The organism is Kosmotoga olearia TBF 19.5.1, assembly GCF_000023325.1.
In the GTDB taxonomy this organism is placed as follows: Bacteria; Thermotogota; Thermotogae; order Petrotogales; family Kosmotogaceae; genus Kosmotoga; species Kosmotoga olearia.
Genome location: NC_012785.1, coordinates 1,925,593 through 1,942,042 on the forward strand (window position 1 = coordinate 1,925,593; position 16,450 = coordinate 1,942,042).

General features: G+C 39.6%; 18 protein-coding genes. 14 read left to right on the forward strand and 4 right to left on the reverse strand.

Going from position 1 to position 16,450, the window contains the following annotated elements:
- Positions 1-148 precede the first annotated feature (148 nt).
- From KOLE_RS11775 to KOLE_RS09110, 4 genes are all read left to right on the forward strand, one after another.
- Positions 149-580, forward strand: coding sequence for a transposase family protein (locus tag KOLE_RS11775; protein ID WP_015869126.1), 432 nt, complete (start codon positions 149-151; stop codon positions 578-580).
- A 44-nt stretch (positions 581-624) separates the two neighbouring features.
- Positions 625-1,734: an ISL3 family transposase gene (locus KOLE_RS09100; RefSeq protein ID WP_235599796.1), complete on the forward strand. Its 1,110-nt coding sequence runs from the start codon at positions 625-627 to the stop codon at positions 1,732-1,734.
- Between the two features lie 366 nt (positions 1,735-2,100).
- A complete protein-coding gene (locus KOLE_RS09105) occupies positions 2,101-3,216 on the forward strand; it encodes a GNAT family N-acetyltransferase (protein ID WP_015869128.1) in 1,116 nt (371 codons plus the stop codon).
- 457 nt (positions 3,217-3,673) lie between these two features.
- Positions 3,674-4,060, forward strand: coding sequence for a hypothetical protein (locus tag KOLE_RS09110; protein WP_015869130.1), 387 nt, complete (start codon positions 3,674-3,676; stop codon positions 4,058-4,060).
- Between the two features lie 7 nt (positions 4,061-4,067).
- On the opposite strand, the gene KOLE_RS09115 is transcribed toward KOLE_RS09110, so the two are convergent.
- Positions 4,068-4,973, reverse strand: coding sequence for an HD-GYP domain-containing protein (locus tag KOLE_RS09115; protein ID WP_015869131.1), 906 nt, complete (start codon positions 4,971-4,973; stop codon positions 4,068-4,070).
- Positions 4,974-5,127: 154 nt separating this feature from the next.
- Positions 5,128-5,541, reverse strand: a complete 414-nt coding sequence (locus KOLE_RS09120; protein ID WP_015869132.1) for a hypothetical protein — start codon at positions 5,539-5,541, stop codon at positions 5,128-5,130.
- Positions 5,542-5,807: 266 nt separating this feature from the next.
- Here KOLE_RS09120 and KOLE_RS11835 point away from each other — a divergent pair, with 266 nt between their 5' ends.
- From KOLE_RS11835 to KOLE_RS09155, 9 genes are all read left to right on the forward strand, one after another.
- Positions 5,808-5,939, forward strand: coding sequence for a hypothetical protein (locus KOLE_RS11835; RefSeq protein ID WP_015869133.1), 132 nt, complete (start codon positions 5,808-5,810; stop codon positions 5,937-5,939).
- Complete coding sequence (locus KOLE_RS09125) at positions 5,936-6,187, forward strand: hypothetical protein (protein ID WP_015869134.1); 252 nt, start codon at positions 5,936-5,938, stop codon at positions 6,185-6,187. The genes KOLE_RS11835 and KOLE_RS09125 overlap by 4 nt, the downstream gene beginning before the upstream one ends.
- A complete protein-coding gene (locus KOLE_RS09130; RefSeq protein ID WP_015869135.1) occupies positions 6,171-6,773 on the forward strand; it encodes a transposase in 603 nt (200 codons plus the stop codon). The genes KOLE_RS09125 and KOLE_RS09130 overlap by 17 nt, the downstream gene beginning before the upstream one ends.
- Before the next feature lie 118 nt (positions 6,774-6,891).
- Positions 6,892-7,527 (forward strand): NUDIX domain-containing protein, encoded by a 636-nt coding sequence (locus KOLE_RS11250; RefSeq protein WP_015869136.1) that lies wholly within the window; start codon positions 6,892-6,894, stop codon positions 7,525-7,527.
- 149 nt (positions 7,528-7,676) lie between these two features.
- On the forward strand, positions 7,677-8,501 hold the full coding sequence (locus tag KOLE_RS09140) for a type II CAAX endopeptidase family protein (RefSeq protein ID WP_015869137.1): 825 nt from the start codon (positions 7,677-7,679) through the stop codon (positions 8,499-8,501).
- A 482-nt stretch (positions 8,502-8,983) separates the two neighbouring features.
- Positions 8,984-10,051, forward strand: a complete 1,068-nt coding sequence (locus KOLE_RS09145; RefSeq protein ID WP_015869138.1) for a hypothetical protein — start codon at positions 8,984-8,986, stop codon at positions 10,049-10,051.
- Positions 10,052-10,165: 114 nt separating this feature from the next.
- Positions 10,166-11,617 (forward strand): DUF2461 family protein, encoded by a 1,452-nt coding sequence (locus KOLE_RS11530; protein ID WP_201030060.1) that lies wholly within the window; start codon positions 10,166-10,168, stop codon positions 11,615-11,617.
- Between the two features lie 6 nt (positions 11,618-11,623).
- A complete protein-coding gene (locus KOLE_RS11535) occupies positions 11,624-12,358 on the forward strand; it encodes an McrB family protein (RefSeq protein WP_255358906.1) in 735 nt (244 codons plus the stop codon).
- Between the two features lie 2 nt (positions 12,359-12,360).
- Positions 12,361-13,548: an McrC family protein gene (locus tag KOLE_RS09155; RefSeq protein ID WP_235599798.1), complete on the forward strand. Its 1,188-nt coding sequence runs from the start codon at positions 12,361-12,363 to the stop codon at positions 13,546-13,548.
- 67 nt (positions 13,549-13,615) lie between these two features.
- Here KOLE_RS09155 and KOLE_RS09160 read toward each other — a convergent pair whose 3' ends face one another.
- Both KOLE_RS09160 and KOLE_RS09165 read right to left on the reverse strand, forming a co-directional pair.
- Positions 13,616-14,548, reverse strand: a complete 933-nt coding sequence (locus KOLE_RS09160; protein ID WP_015869140.1) for a GNAT family N-acetyltransferase — start codon at positions 14,546-14,548, stop codon at positions 13,616-13,618.
- Between the two features lie 65 nt (positions 14,549-14,613).
- Positions 14,614-15,408, reverse strand: a complete 795-nt coding sequence (locus tag KOLE_RS09165; protein WP_015869141.1) for a class I SAM-dependent methyltransferase — start codon at positions 15,406-15,408, stop codon at positions 14,614-14,616.
- A 271-nt stretch (positions 15,409-15,679) separates the two neighbouring features.
- Between KOLE_RS09165 and KOLE_RS09170 the strand changes: the two genes are divergently transcribed.
- Positions 15,680-16,450: an SDR family NAD(P)-dependent oxidoreductase gene (locus tag KOLE_RS09170; RefSeq protein ID WP_015869142.1), complete on the forward strand. Its 771-nt coding sequence runs from the start codon at positions 15,680-15,682 to the stop codon at positions 16,448-16,450.

Below are 16,450 nucleotides of genomic sequence, written 5' to 3' on the forward strand. Positions count from 1 at the left end.
AATGATCTTTTTCTTTCCCTTACCGCTGGATTTTTATCCTGCCACTTGCTGTATTTTTATGGTTCTTCCGTAAATTTACTGATTTAACCAATGAAAAAGAGTAGAATCGAAGCATGGACAAAAAACTATGATAAGGCAGATGATGTAAATGCAAGAACTATTGAAAACACTGGATCCAGATTTGGTATTGGTAGAAGCTTTTATTGACGATAAAAAAATAGAACTCCATGCGAGAAAAGAGACTTCTGAAGAGGCTTGCCCATATTGTGGCGAAAAATCGAGGGGTGTCCACTCCGTATATCATAACAATATCTCTGATTTACCCGTTCAAGAAAAGCTATTGACAATCATACTGGAGCGGAGAGTCTTTTTTTGTAAGAATCCCGAATGTGACCATGCGCGATTCCCGGAAACACTTCCTTTTGCCACCAGGTATGGAAGAAGAACAATCAGGTTGGATGAAAAAATCAGAGAAATCGCATTGAACATGAGTGCTCGTAGTGCAAAGAAAGTTATTAACAAAGGGATAGCCAGGATTTCGGATGACACAATTTTACGGATATTAAAAAAAACAAGTTAGTTGTAAACACCCGAGTCAAGAGAATCTGCATCGACGATTTTGCCATAAAGAAAGGCCACACATATGGGACAGTGATGGTCGATCGAGATACGTCACAGGTTGTAGATATCGTTGCCTTTCGTGATACGAAAGACGTCACCGAATGGTTGAAAGGATATCCGGATATAGAAGTGGTATCACGTGATGGTTCGATCAGCTATGCAAAAGCCATAGAAGAAGCATTTCCTCAGGCCATACAGGTTAGTAACCGATTTCATTTAGTCAAGAATCTCACCGAAGAAGCCAAAGAATACATAAAACGGACCCTACCCAGGAAAATCAAAATGAGCGGCATGACTGAATTTCCTGAAGAGAACTGCCTTGAACCGAAGAACAAATGCACTCGCCTGGAAATGTTACAAATGCAACGAGAGAAAGAGAAGAACAAAAAGGTTCAAAAGGTTAAGAAACTCTTCTTCAAACGAGGTTATTCATCTAGAAAGATAGCCATAGAATTAGGATTATCACCGAGAACAGTTTTAAAGTACATAAAGTACGAAGGCAAAATGATTCACGGGTCAAAAGGTGCGAGCAAAAGAAGCAACCTCGATCCTTACAAGGATACCATCATTGCGATGAACCTGGACAGGGGAACAACAATGGAAATCTTCCGAACCATTTGCAAAGAAGGATACAGGGGTTCTTATTCCAACTTGAAGACATTCTTAGCAAAACACAACAAGGAATCGGGGAGAAGAAACAGAAATCCACCGACGACACCGATTCTGGAGAGGAGACATTTGATCACTCTGTTGTACAAAGATATTTCGAAACTCAAAGAAAGCGAACAGAAAAAAGTACGAATCTATATTGAGGGTAACGGAGATCTGCAGAAGGTCTATTCAGCGATAAAGGAATTTAGACGAATCCTGGCTCAAAAAGATACCAACAATCTTGAAAAATGGATAGAAACAACGAAGACATATTCAATTCCGGAACTCAATCACTTTGTCCACGGGATTGAAAGAGACCTGCCGGCTGTGAAGAATGCGGCTAGACTGGACGATAACAATGGACTCATAGAAGGAATCATAAACAAGATTAAAGTGATCAAGAGAGTTATGTACGGAAGATGTTCGTTTGAACTGCTGAGGTTGAAGGTTCTTATGCTTTAGTTCATAACTTTTGCGGAAGAACCATTTTTATTTTGCCATACACAGTCAAGAATCTTTCCAAACCAAGAATACATACGCTTTTATGTATAATAATACTACTACATCAGGAGAACGAAATGAGTCAATTTCTTTTGGCCCTGACGAGTCAATTTCATACCACATATACATCATCTTTTGAGAAGTTGTGCAATAAATCTGCCTTTGGTGTATTATAATTTTTTTATAAAGAGCAGCGGAAAAATAGCTATGATCATTTGGTGTTAAGCGTTTCAACGATTATCATCAGTTTTTATTCCGCTGTTTTTTGCTTTACCAAATTGACGGAACCTTTCAGAGGAAAATGCTTGAAGACGAAGGGGTGGCTAAGTGAGGTTAGTAAAAGTTAGGTCAAGAAGGGATATAAGAAACTTTGTTAGACTTCCCTTTGAGCTTTATAAGAATACACCGCAGTGGATACCGCCGCTGAATACTATTATAAGAAATGTTATTACAAAAGGTTCCCCGGTTATGAGTGTTGACAGAGAGTTTTTTCTTGTTATGGATGGAAGGCAGCCTGTTGCACGTCTTGGGGTGTATATCAATAGAAATGTTATTGAACATGGCAACCGTGCAGGATCCTTCACTCTTTTTGAGAGCTACAACGATGTTTATGTAGCGGACCTGTTGTTTCATGCGGCCGACAATTGGTTCAAAGAAAGAGAAATTGTGAGGTATATCGGTACGGATTCTCCGACAAATGGAGACGATTACAAAGCCATATTGATAAGAAATTTTGACGATCCACCTTTTGTAAACGCGAACTATAACCTTCCGTATTACCAGGAACTTCTGGAAGAGATTGGCTTTAAAATGTATAAACGTTTCGCCTGTTTCAAATACGATCTAACAAAGCCCATTGACGAAAAACATGTCAGGCTGATCGAAGAAGCAAAAAAACGTTATGATTTTAGAATAGTTGCGCCTGATATGAAAAACCTTGATAAAGTTGCCTGGGATTTGAGGTTGATAATGGAAAACTCGATTCCGGATGAATGGATCGAAGCAAGACCCCCTTCTTATGAGGAGATGCTAAGAATTGTAGATGACATGAAGAAGTTTTCTGACCCGGAGCTCATAGCTATCGCTTATCATGGCGATGAGCCTATCGGTTTTGTCGGTAGCTCCCCTAATTATAACGAGATCCTTAAGGAACTCAGGGGCAGGCTTTATCCTTTCGGGTGGTTGAAACTATCAAGGAAAAGAAAAAGCATAAAGACTTTCAGATTGTTTGTTGTTTTTGTTGTGAAAAACTTTCAGGGTAAGGGCGTTTCTTTTGCTATGTACTATCATGTTTTACAGAATGCCATCAGGAAAGGTTATGTCAGGGCTGAAGGTGGAAACGTTGATTTTGAAAACAAGAAAAGTTTTCAAGATGCTCTTGCTGCCGGTGGTGAACTTTACAAGGAATATGCAACTTTTGAAAAGATCATAAAACCCGGGTGATAATTCCCGGGTTATCAATTCAGTTTATCCTGTTTGATTGAATTTATGATGATTTTAAATTTTCCAAAATATCGACGACTTTTGAAACTCCACCGAGACTCAACGGTTTTTCACTGATTTTTTTATCATTATCGCTGTACGCTGGATTTGTCTTAAATTCTGAACGATTTATTTGATCTTTTTCCTACTTTACTACGGAATCTACTGTTTAAGTGTACAGTGAATCATTGTACAAAACAGTTTTATTGCCCGTGATAAGGAAAATAAGATGGTTTTTGTGAATTCTCTAATGTCATCCTGGAGGAAAAGTGATTAATATCACCGATTTGCTTCAATTTGTACGCCCTTATTATGAAAGCAAAGATATCATGCACGATTTATCGCATGTTGAAAGGGTGCTCAAAACAGCGAACAGATTAGGAAAACCCATGAAGGCGAAATAGATCGCGAGGTATTGATGATAGCCGCTTATTTTCATGGGTTTATATATAAAGACGAAAAGCGGATAAGAGAATGGTTGAAAGCTGAGGGCTTATCCAACGATAAAATCGATAAAATCGTTCAAGTTGCGTGGGAATCTCAGAAGAAGGAAATACCAGGAACCTTAGAGGGAAAAATTCTTCACGATGCCCATATGATAGAGGGTGGGAAGACGTTCCTGATAGTTAAGTCATTGATAACCGGTTCGGTGCGGGGACAAACGTTAGAGGAAACGATTGAATACATAGAGAAAAACATATTGGGAAAAGGACAATGTTATCTTACTGAGGCGAAAGAAATATATGCCGAGCAACAGAAATTTGCCAGAGAATTCATCCGGGACTTAAAAGAGGGATTAGAGTGATTGGTTATTAAATCAATCCTTCTTCTATACAGTTTTCGAAGATTTTCACCAATTCTGCGTCGTATTTTATACCCGCTAAAGATTTAAGCTCTTCCAATGCTTTTTCCCAGCCCAAAGCATCTCTGTACGGTCGTTTGGAGGTCATAGCATCGAAACTGTCAACAATGGCGATTATTTTGGCTTCTATAAGTATTTCGTCTCCTTTTAGGCCGTCAGGATATCCGGAACCGTCGATTCGCTCATGGTGCTGTCTTATTACCTCAGAAATACCTTCAAGAAACGTTCCCTTGACCATTTCTGCGCCATCTATCGGGTGCCTCTTAATATATTCGAATTCTTCCGGTGTCAATTTACCGGGTTTTTTCAATATCTCATCAGGGATGTTTATTTTGCCTATATCATGAAACAAAGCTCCCATTAAGAGCCTTTCCATTTTTCCTTTGGAAAGACCCAATTTATTTCCGAGCACATACGCAAGGTCCCTCACCCTTTTGCCATGTCCGTGGGTATAAGCATCTTTTTCTTCAACACGATGCATTATTTTTTTTAATTCAGAAATGTCCTTGCTGAGATATTTAAAAATTGGTTTTGAGGTGACATATAGAAGGGTTGTAGGTTCGAGGGTTTTTATCTCAACAGGAGAGGTTATATTATGAGCATAAAAATAATCTCCGGACTTGAGGATTATATCATTTTTTCCTTCCTGACTACATATGAGTTTACCTTTGAGGATAAAGAAAAATTCCAATAATTCACCGTTATTAAAAGGTTCTATAAAACTTATGGTATTTTCCTTAATCTCTTGAATGAGGATTTCAATGCCGTCTCCATGCGCGATTAACGAAAGAGATGCGCTTTTTTGTGCTACTTTTTCGATGTATTTATCTGAACTTTTTGCAAAAAAGCCAAACATAATTTTCCTCTCTTTTTATGTATTTGAAATATCGCAAGGTATATTAGGAGCGACTTTTATAGTAGTTTATCATATAAACATTATGTGATTGATGAACTTTTAGTACACCAAAAAGGCTCCGCGTAATGCGGAGCCTTTTTAATAAGGGAGTAAGTTAATCATCTATAACCCTAAGAGGGTCAACTATAAAAACCTGGTTCCCAAGAACTACTTCAACAGGGTAGCATTCAACCTTTACCCCGAATATAGCAGCTGTTCTTATAACTGATTCTGATATCGCACTTGTACTGGAAACAAGAGATTGTCCAAGTTTTTGAATTGCTTTGTTGTAAGCATCAGTCAGTTTAGCTATCAGTTCTTCATTGTCTCCAGCTGCTTCTACAGCGTTGTCGTATGCTTCGGTAATTTTGTTTGCTGCGATAATGGCCTTTTCAATCATGGTTTCAATGGTTGCGTTTGCCTGATCAACCATACGAATCACAAGATCATAGCTGTCAGCGAAGGTTACAGAACTAAAACTGACTAACAGAGTAGCGATTGCTATAATTACGAGCAATCTCCTTTTCATTTGTACACCCCCTATGATATAGTGATTAATGCAATCGTCTAAAGCAAATATACCATACATATGCTCAATTCTTAAATGAAATAATAGTTACTGCGTATGTTTATTTTTTGTATCTAAACACTCTAATCATTAATGTAAATTTAATCATTATTTATGACTGTTTTTTGTCTTCAAAGTATTAGGGTGTCACGAAAAAAAGCGGGCCTCCCAAGTTCCAATGGTGGTACCATTGAAATAGCCCAAAACAAGAAAGGAGGCCCAAATAAATGGTACCACAAGAACTCACAAAAAGCGATATTGTAAAGATTATTGAGCAGTTAGACAAGCTTTTGCCTTCTAACTCGTTAACAAACAAGGCAGAGGTAGAAGAAAGGCTTATTCTGACAAGAGCATCTTGAAACTTTCCATTTTATTGAAGCTATGCGATGTCTCATATCGTGGGGCAAAGAACTTTTTAGAAAAGAATCCCAAATACATGGAACTCTTGGACTTGAAAAACATACCACCATTCCAGACTATATCCAGGAGAGTAAGAGAATTGCCTCTTCACAGGATAAACAAAGATGTTGTAAACCTCTTTTTGGATATAGAAGGACTTGAAAGGATTGAGTTGGTGGTGGATTCCTTTCGTGACCAAGACTTGTAAAGCCCATACAGCACAAAGACGAAGAAGGACAGGGAAATACAAAGACCCCCAATCCAGTTGGACAAAGACGACAAAAGGCTGGGAATATGGAAGAAAAGTACATATGAGTTTGGATGCACAGAACCTATTGATTCAAGATTGGATGACAACGCCAGCAGCTGTACACGATTCGACGGTGGCAAAGGCACAAATAGATTCTGGCCAGGGATATAAGTATTTCCTCGCAGACAGCGCATATGATTCGCAACAGATATACCGTTATATATTCGATTGTAGTAGCATGATACCAGTAATAGACACAAACAAAAGGAAAGGTGTATCACTGGAAAAACAGTGTCAGGCTCGTTGGCTGGGCATTCAATTGAGGCAAATATATGCGGAGAAGTATAAAAACCGTTGGGAGATAGAGAGAACGATTAACATTCTACAAGAATATTTCAATCTGGAATACATTTGGTATGTGAGAAACAGGAATTATGATGCGGTATTGGGTTTGGCCATATTGGCATACAATCTTTGTGTTATGTTCAATATCTTGAACAGCCGTCCTCACAGAAAGGTGGCTGATATTATTGGCTGTTACTGATTTTTGAGACACCCTATTCAAAGTATAATATTTGGCACCAGATTGAAAAGTATTAAAGTTAGCCGTAAAGCAAAAAATGTTGGATTTGTTCTGATGATTCAAAAGCAGGAGGGAAAGAATGGATAATGTGTTAGGGAAAGTAGCTGCATTTGTTACCAGAAAAAATGGTAACGAAGTAGAATTATTGCTTTTTAAACACCCAACAGCAGGTATTCAGATACCTGGCGGAACGGTGGAAGCTGGTGAAGATTTCCTGGACGCAGTCATTAGAGAGACTGCTGAAGAAACAGGGCTGATCAATGTAGAGGTTAAGAACTTGATTGGTTACAAGGACGTTGTACTCCCTGAAAATGAATTTGTTGTCCTCAATAAAACGAAGGTGTATTCACGACCAGATCTTAGTAGTTTTGACTGGGCTGAATTTAGAAGGGGATTGCCTGTAACTCGCATCCGAGAAGAAAGTGGATTTACGCAGGTGCAGATAGTCCTGGAATACGGTGAGTCTCCGGAAGAAAAGTACGTAACGTACAATATTACTGGCTGGGTTCCCACCAGTGTTTTGACAAACAAAATCAGGCGTCATTATTATCACCTGATATGTAATGAAGATACTCCCGAAACCTGGGAACATTTCTCAGATAACTATATTTTCAAATTTTTCTGGGCACCTATATCAAAATTACCTGATATTGTGTCGCCGCAGAAAGAATGGTTGAAATACGTGTTTGAGGATTTCAAATATAGCTTTGAGTGATAAAAAAGCCACTCTCGCAACGGGCGGCTTCTTTATCACTGGTTTTTCCCGATGTGCTATTTACAAATTATCTATAAATGGGTGTGCAAACCATCGCAAAATGATAAACTGATTACCGCAAAGCGGTTATAAAGAAAGGACTGGATGAAATGAAACAAGCAAGAGACGAACACTGGAGCTTCTTTCTGTACACGTTTTTATGGTCATGGAGTTTGTGGTTGGTTCCTGTGATCTTTGGACTTGAAACCACTGTTTCTAAATTGTTTTATGCGCTAGGTGGAATTGCTCCATCGACTGTCGGAATTTTCATGGCTTATTCGAAAAAGGATAGAAAATACTGGAAAGATTTCTGGCACAGGATCTTTGATTTTCGCCTGATAGGTTTTGGCTGGTATTTGGTCATATTTCTGTTTGTCCCTGTGAGCAGCTTAATTGCCGTAATGATCAATTACTTTCTGACAGGAACAATACCGGAATTGAGTACCCTAAAGAGTTTTTTGGCTAATCCCATAAAGCTGATACCCTTTGCCGTTTTCATGCTTTTCTTTGGACCAATAGTGGAAGAATTAGGATGGAGAGGTTTTGCGCTTGATCATTTGGAAAAACGATATAGCTGGATTAAGTCGAGTATCATATTGGGGTCCTTTTGGGCTTTGTGGCATCTTCCCTTGTTTTTTGTCAGAGGGACTTATCAATATAACCTGATGAACGATTCATTCATTTACTTCATAGACTTTATGGTGGCCTTTTTCCCGGCGAGTGTTGTGATGGACTGGATTTATAATAACAACGGGAGAAGTATCTTATCCGGTGTGCTGTTTCATTTTTGCATGAACTTCTTTGGTGAGGTGATCGATTTACCGAACCACATAAAACCATATTCAACCATTGTGATGATGACAGTAGCAATAGCTATTTTGATATCGTGGAAGTCGAAGAACGAGAATAGAGATTCGAGACCTGAGATCTGGTAGCCACTGCGCGGCGCCGAAAAATGAAGATCCCTCCAGTCTCAAGGAAATAATATAACCGTAAAAGCAGTTAAGGGGTTAAAAAGGATGAACAGGCACTTAGGTACGATACCATTTTTATCCGGAAATAGATGAGGTAGAAGAATGACTGAATATTACAGGATTTATCATGGAAAGCGAAGACATATCAGAAGGGTATCATCATTTTATCGTTCGAAAATAACTGATTTACATGAAGACTGCTTCAACATAAAAACATGAGTGCCTCATCAAGAGATGCTTATTTAAACATAAATATACTATTCTGATCTTCTTGCTTTTTATTTCACCAGTTGTTAGCAAAATGGTAAAATTAGGAGTGATCGAGGATTTGCGGGGTCGAACATTATTTGATTTTAGTGAGTGGTAAAGAGTTATCTCAAGAATGTTTGAAAGATATTGCGTTTTGAAATTGTACCGTGATGTACATACTTGGGGGGATGAATGTGTTGGTAGAGAAGAGCAAAGTTGATCAGCTAATTGATCTTGTTAATTCCCGCTATTTTGGATGGAAGGGTTTTGAGGATGATAGGTTCCTGGAAGAGGAACGAGATTACAAGGTTGAAACAGTAAAGAGGGCTAAAGAGTTATTAAATGAAACAGTTTTAGCTGGACTGATTGAAAGCAAGGCTTATTCGGAGTTGTTTGAGAGGATAGAAAAGATTGGCAAAGACAACAACCTGCTGTTTAATTCTATACCAACAAGCGGGGATTTAAGGTTGCTCTTCTCCACTAAAATAAACAAAGAAGCCTTTTCAAAGGAGTTTTTTAATCTTCTGTATGGTTCCGGTTCTTCGGAAGAACGTCTGGAAAAATTCTGTAATTTTGTTGAAAAAAGCGGAGAAAAATCTTACTGGACATTTCCCACGTATTTTCTTTTCATTGTTTACCCTGAAAGTGAGTATTTTGTAAAGCCATCGGTAGTATCCTGGTTTGCGAACTTCTTTGGATTTGCGTTTAGCAGAAAACCAGATGCAAGGAGCTACAAGCTTTTGAAAGATTACTCTTTTGAATTGATGAAGGCTCTTTCTGATTTCAATCCCAAAGATATGATAGATATACAGAGTTTTATTTGGGTTGCGTATCGAGAAAGCATTGGCAAAATTATTCTTCCGCAGAAAAAAAAGGAATTCGGGAAGTTTTTCAACGAGTTTTTAGAAGAATATTTCAATACTGAAAAAGGGCAAGCCCACTTCCAGGAATATGAAAGTTGCAGGAAACAGGGAAGGAAGAATTTTGAGTATGTTCTTAAAGAATGGGAGAAAGGTAATGACATAACTGATCTCGTTTTGAAAAAACTCTTACCTTATGATCAGAATTCTGCTGAGAAGGATCCAGATGTCTGGAATCACGTAGCACCTGCGGTAAATATCTCATTAAAAAAGAAATATGAAAGTATTGGTTGGGTTAAACCTGATGGATGGTCCAAAGTTACGGAGGTTATATTTACGTTTATCAAAGATTGTTATGAGAATCCTGATGAACTTGAAAAGATATGCGAAAGGTACGACTAGTCTGGCTATTCAAAGGGATTTCAGTCCGGAATTTTGTCCCCGATCCTGAATGCACTTAATCCGGATAAATTCCATATTATAAATAATAAACCTAGATGGGTTCTTGAATTCTTTATGGGAAAAAATCAACCCCAACCAATGAAGTATTATCCAGAGATTAACAAGGTTATTGAACAGGTAATTGTCGAACTGTCGGGTATTTTGAGTGGGATTACTGAAGACAGAATCAGACAGGCCGACCTTTTCGATGAGTTTTGCCATTGGTTTATTTCGATAAAAAAGCACCCTCTTAAAAAACCGCAATACTGGAAAATCGCGCCAGGAGAGCAGGCCTGGGAATGGGAGAGTTGCCGTGAGAATGGTTATATTGCTATCGGTTGGGAAAAGCTTGGTGACATATCCAGAATGACAAGAAAAGAATTCAATGAAAAGGCTGAAAGATTGAGCAAAGAGATCGATGGATACAAAAAGGTCGGGATGGAACAGGTATGGAATTTTGCGAAAGACATCAAAGAAGGGGATTATGTTATTGCAAATCTCGGGACAAAAGAAGTTCTAGGAATAGGAGTAGTGACTGGACCTTATTATTTTGTAGAAAACACACGACACGGGCATCGATTGCCCATTGACTGGATTGATACGCAGAAAAGAGAGGTAAAAAAACCTGCGTGGGTTAGAACACTGATAAAACTGGATGAAGAAGAATTCAGGGAGATTGTTGAAACCCCTCCGGGAACTTTTTCAGATGGGTTATTTACGGAGAAAACTTTCGAACTACTCGACCAGCTGCATGAAAATCCGACTAGGGCCTTTTATCATGAAAGAAGCGGTGAATTTGATAAGTATGTAGTAGAACCTGTCAAGGAATTAATGACTACAGTTGCTTCAAAGCTTCCCAAAGAAATGAAAGAGAAGCTCGAAACGGAGAAGAGTATATTTGGAAAGATCCCAAAAAATGATTTTGGTCGGGGTGGGGCATGGGATCATTTCTGGGGTGCTTTTTATCCCCGGGGAAGAAAAAGAATTGAATCTGCGCAGTTGTTTGTCTGGATCAATCGTGATGTGATGAGATATGGCTTTTCGATAGGCATGTATGGAGGTTCAGATGCTAAGGTTTTTACGAAAAACCTTCGAGAGAATGCTAGACAAATAATCCATATATTCAATGAAATGAATATTTCGGATAGTCTTCTGTTTGGCGATAGGGCAGAAATAAAGGTGCTTTCTGGAGTTCATAATGCCAAGGCCGTGGATATCGAAACGTGGGTGAATGATATCAAAAATCAGCCTCTTACTGTTTGTGTGGAGATACCGAGCAATGAGGTCTTATCTTTTGCTAAAGAGAGATTGGTAGATAAAGTTACGGAATGCTTTGTAAAGCTTTATCCTCTGGTTATACTGACAATTGAAGAGAACGATCCTATGAAGGAAATTATTGAGTTTATTTCTGGTCCGGACGAATACGAGCGGAATCCTGCGTATCCTCTTGACGAGTTAAGCGCTGAGATAGGTTTTGAAGAAAGTCTACTTGAAAGATGGATAAGAGCTATTAACCGAAAGGGGTAAGCGATAATTTATGGTCCCCCCGGAACTGGAAAAACGTTTGTTGCCAGGAAGATTGCCCGACATCTTATCGGTGGTGGGAATGGTTTTATTAAAACGGTTCAGTTTCATCCTTCTTATTCTTATGAGGATTTTATTCAAGGTATAAGGCCAACTTCAGACGAAAACGACACACTAAAATACCCGGTTGTTCCAGGAGCGTTTATGAAGTTCTGCAAAGAAGCGAGCGAACGTGATGGAATCTGTGTCATGATAATTGATGAGATCAACCGTGCAAACCTTTCTAGAGTTTTTGGTGAATTAATGTATCTCCTTGAGTATCGAAATGAAGACATCACTTTGCCCAGTGGAGAGAGATTTAAGATACCCGAAAACGTGCGAATCATTGGTACTATGAACACAGCTGATAGGTCTATAGCGCTCGTTGATCATGCGTTAAGAAGAAGGTTTGCTTTCTTAAGATTGTGGCCAAATTATGAGATTTTGAGGAATTTCCATGCTGGTGGAGATTTTAATCCGGAAGGTCTAATACAGGTTCTGGAGAGGTTAAACAGGAATATTGAACCACATTATCAGGTCGGGATCACATTCTTTCTTGAGGAAGGTATCAAAGACAAGATTGAAGATATCTGGTGCATGGAAATACTTCCTTATCTTGAGGAATATTTCTTTGACCAACCTGAAAAAGTGGATGAGTTCAAATGGGAAAAGGTAAAGACTGAAATTTTGGGGGAAGATAGTTGACAGTGAAAAACATCATCGAATTGAAGGAATACAAAAAGAAGATAGTGCCAAAAGAGGATCTACCCAACGAACTTGGAGCGTTTCTCTGGCGTGAAAATGGTAACAAAATAAACGTTGAGTTTCCGACCCTTAAGACCGCTAATAACTGGGAGCTGACTTCAAACGGGTGGGTTGGATACATTCCTTTATCACAAGAATATGGTCTCAGGTTGCTTCCGAGAGTTGAGCTTAAAAACCTTCTCCACATGCTCGAGTACGCGTATAATTTGAAATCATTTCAATTTATTGAAGGCATCCAGGATTGTGAGACTATTGAAGAGTTATATGAAAGACTGGTCAAGGTTTTTGTGAAACGTGTTATAGATCGTACAAAGAGAGGCTTGTACAGAGAATACATTCAACAAAACGATAGATTACCATATGTGAGGGGAAAATTAAATGTTCGGTCGATGATAAAGCAGCCCTGGAAAGTAAAGCTCGATTGTGTTTATCAGGATCATACGAACGATATTGAGGAAAACCAGATAATACTCTGGACTCTTTCGAAGCTAGTCATGAGTGACAGCATAAGTGAAGGAACGAGGAATCTTGTCAGAAAAGCGTACAGATCTCTGGCAGGAACTATCAAAGTCAGGCCTTTCAAACCTTCAGAATGTATAAAAAGATTCTATAACAGATTGAACAGCGACTATCTTCCCATACATGTTCTTGCAAAGTTCTTCCTTGAAAATAGCGGTCCTGCAGTAAAGTCTGGAACCAGTAAGATGATTCCTTTTCTCGTGAATATGCCCCGGTTGTTTGAGAAGTTCATTGCCGAATGGTTGAAGAAGAATTTGAAAGGGTATATAGTACGTGCTCAGGAGAAGGTCAATTTAGATAAAGAAAATAGCCTGAGTTTTAATATCGATCTTGTCATCTATAGTGGATTAACAGGAGAAGCCGTTGCTGTTTTGGATACGAAGTATAAAATCAATGAACGTCCTTCGGATAACGATATATCTCAGATAGCCAGTTACGCTATGACAAAGAACTGCACAAAGGCTTTTTTGATTTATCCGATAGACATGAATCCACCGGTGAATGTTACCGTTGGAAGTGTCGCTATCAGATGTCTTACTTTCCAGCTTTCGGGAGATCTTGAAGCAAATGGCATGAGAATGGTGGATGAACTGATGAGATTTATTGAATAGAATAGTAAACCAGGGACAATGTCCCTGGTTTTAGTTTGTTGATTGAAGATAAAACTCAGTAGATTAATCAAAACTCTTTTTTCCATGGCACAAGGAAGTTGTGATCATCTGACATGACAGAGAAATACAGGGCGTTTGCTGCCGTAGAAAAGCCGCTTACAAAGGCAACTACTGCACCCATTCTCTTGAGTCTTCTTAATCCTTCAAGCATTACAGTTTTTCCCAGTCCACGGCGCTGGTGTTCTGGTACTGTTCCTACTGGTTCGATGTATCCAGTGCGTGTGAAATCGTCGTACCAGATGGTGCAGAATGCCGCGATTTCTCCTTCGGGAGCGACTGCTACGATATCAAGGTCGCGGCGGTAAAGAGGCTGTTTCTGGATATTATGGTACCATTCCCAGCCATCATATTTTTCATCCGGTTCATTTGGGTGAAATGCCCTCCACGACGCCCAGCTTCTCGCTGGAATCTCCTGTTCGTCTCCCAATGCGCGTATCACATAGCCCTTTGCGACCGATGCATCAGGGATGGGAATTGCCAACGATCGACGGTGCTGGCAGTCCCGAATTTCTGTTTTGGTGTAACCTCGACCCTCAAGTATTCCCTTTCGAAGATCATCGTTTTCATGAGCCCAGACGTATAGCACCTTACGACCAATTGAGCACGAGTTAGCAAGGTGCTTTTCGGCGACAGCAATCATTTCCTCTTCCATTTTTTTTGTGCGAAAAGCGGGGTGCACGTGAAGAAACGCGTCACCTCTGCCTTCTGGGTTCAGTACGGCTGCAATCTTTCCGTCTGGTGTTTCCCAGATGTATGTAACCTTTTCAACCGGATCATAGGCATCACCGTTTTCTATTACATGCCAGCGCCAGTAATCGAGTCGTGCGACATGCCAGTTTAGCTGGCGCAGTTCGTTGAGAATGAGAGTCTGACGTAAAAAATTGCGAATACGCCAGTAATCGTTTTCTTCCTGAAACATGCGCATGATTAGTCTTCTCATTGTTTTTGTCCCTTCCGCTAGTTATAACTTACATTTGTGCCTAAGTATAAAATAGGGCAGCTAAATCATTTTACCTGTTTCCAGTATTTCCTTTTTATACCGTCTCTCGGTTCTTCGAATCTGGACCATTCGAATCCTTTATCCACAAGAAATCTGTGGATTTCGTTGTCTTTATCGCCGTTGCCGGGGCAGAGAATAATCATCCCACCGGGTTTGGTTACTCGCAGCAATTCTTTGTATTCTTCTTCGGGAGTATCACCGAACACGTGGCCGCCCATCGTTACATCTGCAAACTGATCAGGGAAAGGTATTTCTTCGATTAAACCATCGACTACGTATATATTCGTAAGTCCTTTTTCTTTGGCCTTTTTTCTTAAATATGAACGTAGATTTGCAACAGGTTCGACGGCAAATACCGTTTTTGCCTTTTCAGCTGCAACGATTGTTAGCCTTCCGGTTCCGGCTCCAACGTCTATAACGGTTTTTCCGGAAAAATCGACCAATGATAACAATTCATTTGAATCCCAGTTCAAAAATGGTTGCTGGTCATATACCACCGGGTCAACAACGAATACAACCCAATCGTTTATGGCAGTTAGTACGGCTATCTCGGCCTCGCGGACCTTTGCGGGATCATTTATTGGTTCATTTTTTATGTTCTCCAATATTTTATCAACCCAATCATTGATTTGAGGGCATTTGTTTCTGAAATACCATTCCACAACAGGATTTGCTTTCAGAGCAATGGCTAATTCCCTTTTTGGTACATTCCCCCTCGGCAGCCATCTTAATTGTACTTCCTCCAGTAACAATAACGTATTAAACGATAGATCAGAAACGTCCATCCATCCAAGAGCCATTATTGTAACCTCCTTCAGCTTGTCATTTGGTTGTAGGATTATTAGCGAAGCCAAGGATCCCGAAGGTCGCTGCGAGGTTGCATCAGGTTGCACAGGCCAAAGGTTGCGGAACAGAGAAGAATGTACCATGAATTATCTCATATGTCAATAGAAACTCATCTGTTTGTCAAGAAAATCCAGATCTTGTTTCGCTGGGGAATTCGTTGTTAATTTTTATGGTTTTTTTCTATATACTCTTTATAAGGGCACTTTCAAATGAAGGGGTGAGATTTTGAGAGCTTTAGTTACCGGAGCGTCTTCAGGGATCGGGAAGGTATTTGCGGAAGAACTTGCGAAGAGGGGATACGATCTTGTCCTTGTCGCAAGGAGAAAGGAAAGGTTAGAGAAATTGGCGCATGACCTGTCATCTATTTACGGGGTAGCTGTTGAACCCTTTGTGGCTGATTTAACCGATTTTGATAAGCTGAGGGAACTTGTGGAGAGATTTTCAGATATAGACCTTCTCATTAACAACGCCGGGTTTGGTTTAATTTCACCGTTTGTGGAAATAGATACTGAAAAGGGATTGAAAATGGTTGATCTGAATATAAGAGCGCTTTATTACTTAACGAAGGAATTTTCAAAGAAGATGGTAAAAAGGAATGGGAATGAAGCGGGGATAATCAACATTGCTTCTACCGCGGCATTTCAGCCAGTGCCGGGATTTGCCACTTATGCTGCCACAAAGGCTTTTGTGCTCAGTTTAACTGAAGCCTTTTCCAAAGAATTAGAAGGCAGAGTAAAGATTATGGTCGTTTGCCCCGGCCCAACAAAGACGGAATTTTTCAATGTTGCCGGCTTACCCAATATGCGTGCAAAGTTCATAATGACCCCCGAGAAAGTAGTAAAGGGATCTCTTAGAGCTTTTGAAAAGGGGAAGAGAACCTATATACCCGGTTTTTTCAATAAGCTGTTGGTTTTTCTGCAACGGTTTGTAAGCAGGGAATTAGCCTTGAATGTTGTTGCAAGGTTTTTCTATGAAAAGCCTGAGGGAGAGGTGTAA

What these genes read in the sequence shown, in the direction of transcription:
- KOLE_RS11775 (WP_015869126.1), top strand. Translation starts at nt 149, where the DNA reads ATGCAAGAACTATTGAAAACACTGGATCCAGATTTGGTATTGGTAGAA.
- KOLE_RS09110 (WP_015869130.1), top strand. Translation starts at nt 3,674, where the DNA reads ATGATAGCCGCTTATTTTCATGGGTTTATATATAAAGACGAAAAGCGG.
- KOLE_RS09115 (WP_015869131.1), bottom strand. Translation starts at nt 4,973, where the DNA reads ATGTTTGGCTTTTTTGCAAAAAGTTCAGATAAATACATCGAAAAAGTA.
- KOLE_RS09120 (WP_015869132.1), bottom strand. Translation starts at nt 5,541, where the DNA reads ATGAAAAGGAGATTGCTCGTAATTATAGCAATCGCTACTCTGTTAGTC.
- KOLE_RS11835 (WP_015869133.1), top strand. Translation starts at nt 5,808, where the DNA reads ATGGTACCACAAGAACTCACAAAAAGCGATATTGTAAAGATTATTGAG.
- KOLE_RS11250 (WP_015869136.1), top strand. Translation starts at nt 6,892, where the DNA reads ATGGATAATGTGTTAGGGAAAGTAGCTGCATTTGTTACCAGAAAAAAT.
- KOLE_RS09140 (WP_015869137.1), top strand. Translation starts at nt 7,677, where the DNA reads ATGAAACAAGCAAGAGACGAACACTGGAGCTTCTTTCTGTACACGTTT.
- KOLE_RS11530 (WP_201030060.1), top strand. Translation starts at nt 10,166, where the DNA reads ATGGGAAAAAATCAACCCCAACCAATGAAGTATTATCCAGAGATTAAC.
- KOLE_RS09160 (WP_015869140.1), bottom strand. Translation starts at nt 14,548, where the DNA reads ATGAGAAGACTAATCATGCGCATGTTTCAGGAAGAAAACGATTACTGG.
- KOLE_RS09165 (WP_015869141.1), bottom strand. Translation starts at nt 15,408, where the DNA reads ATGGCTCTTGGATGGATGGACGTTTCTGATCTATCGTTTAATACGTTA.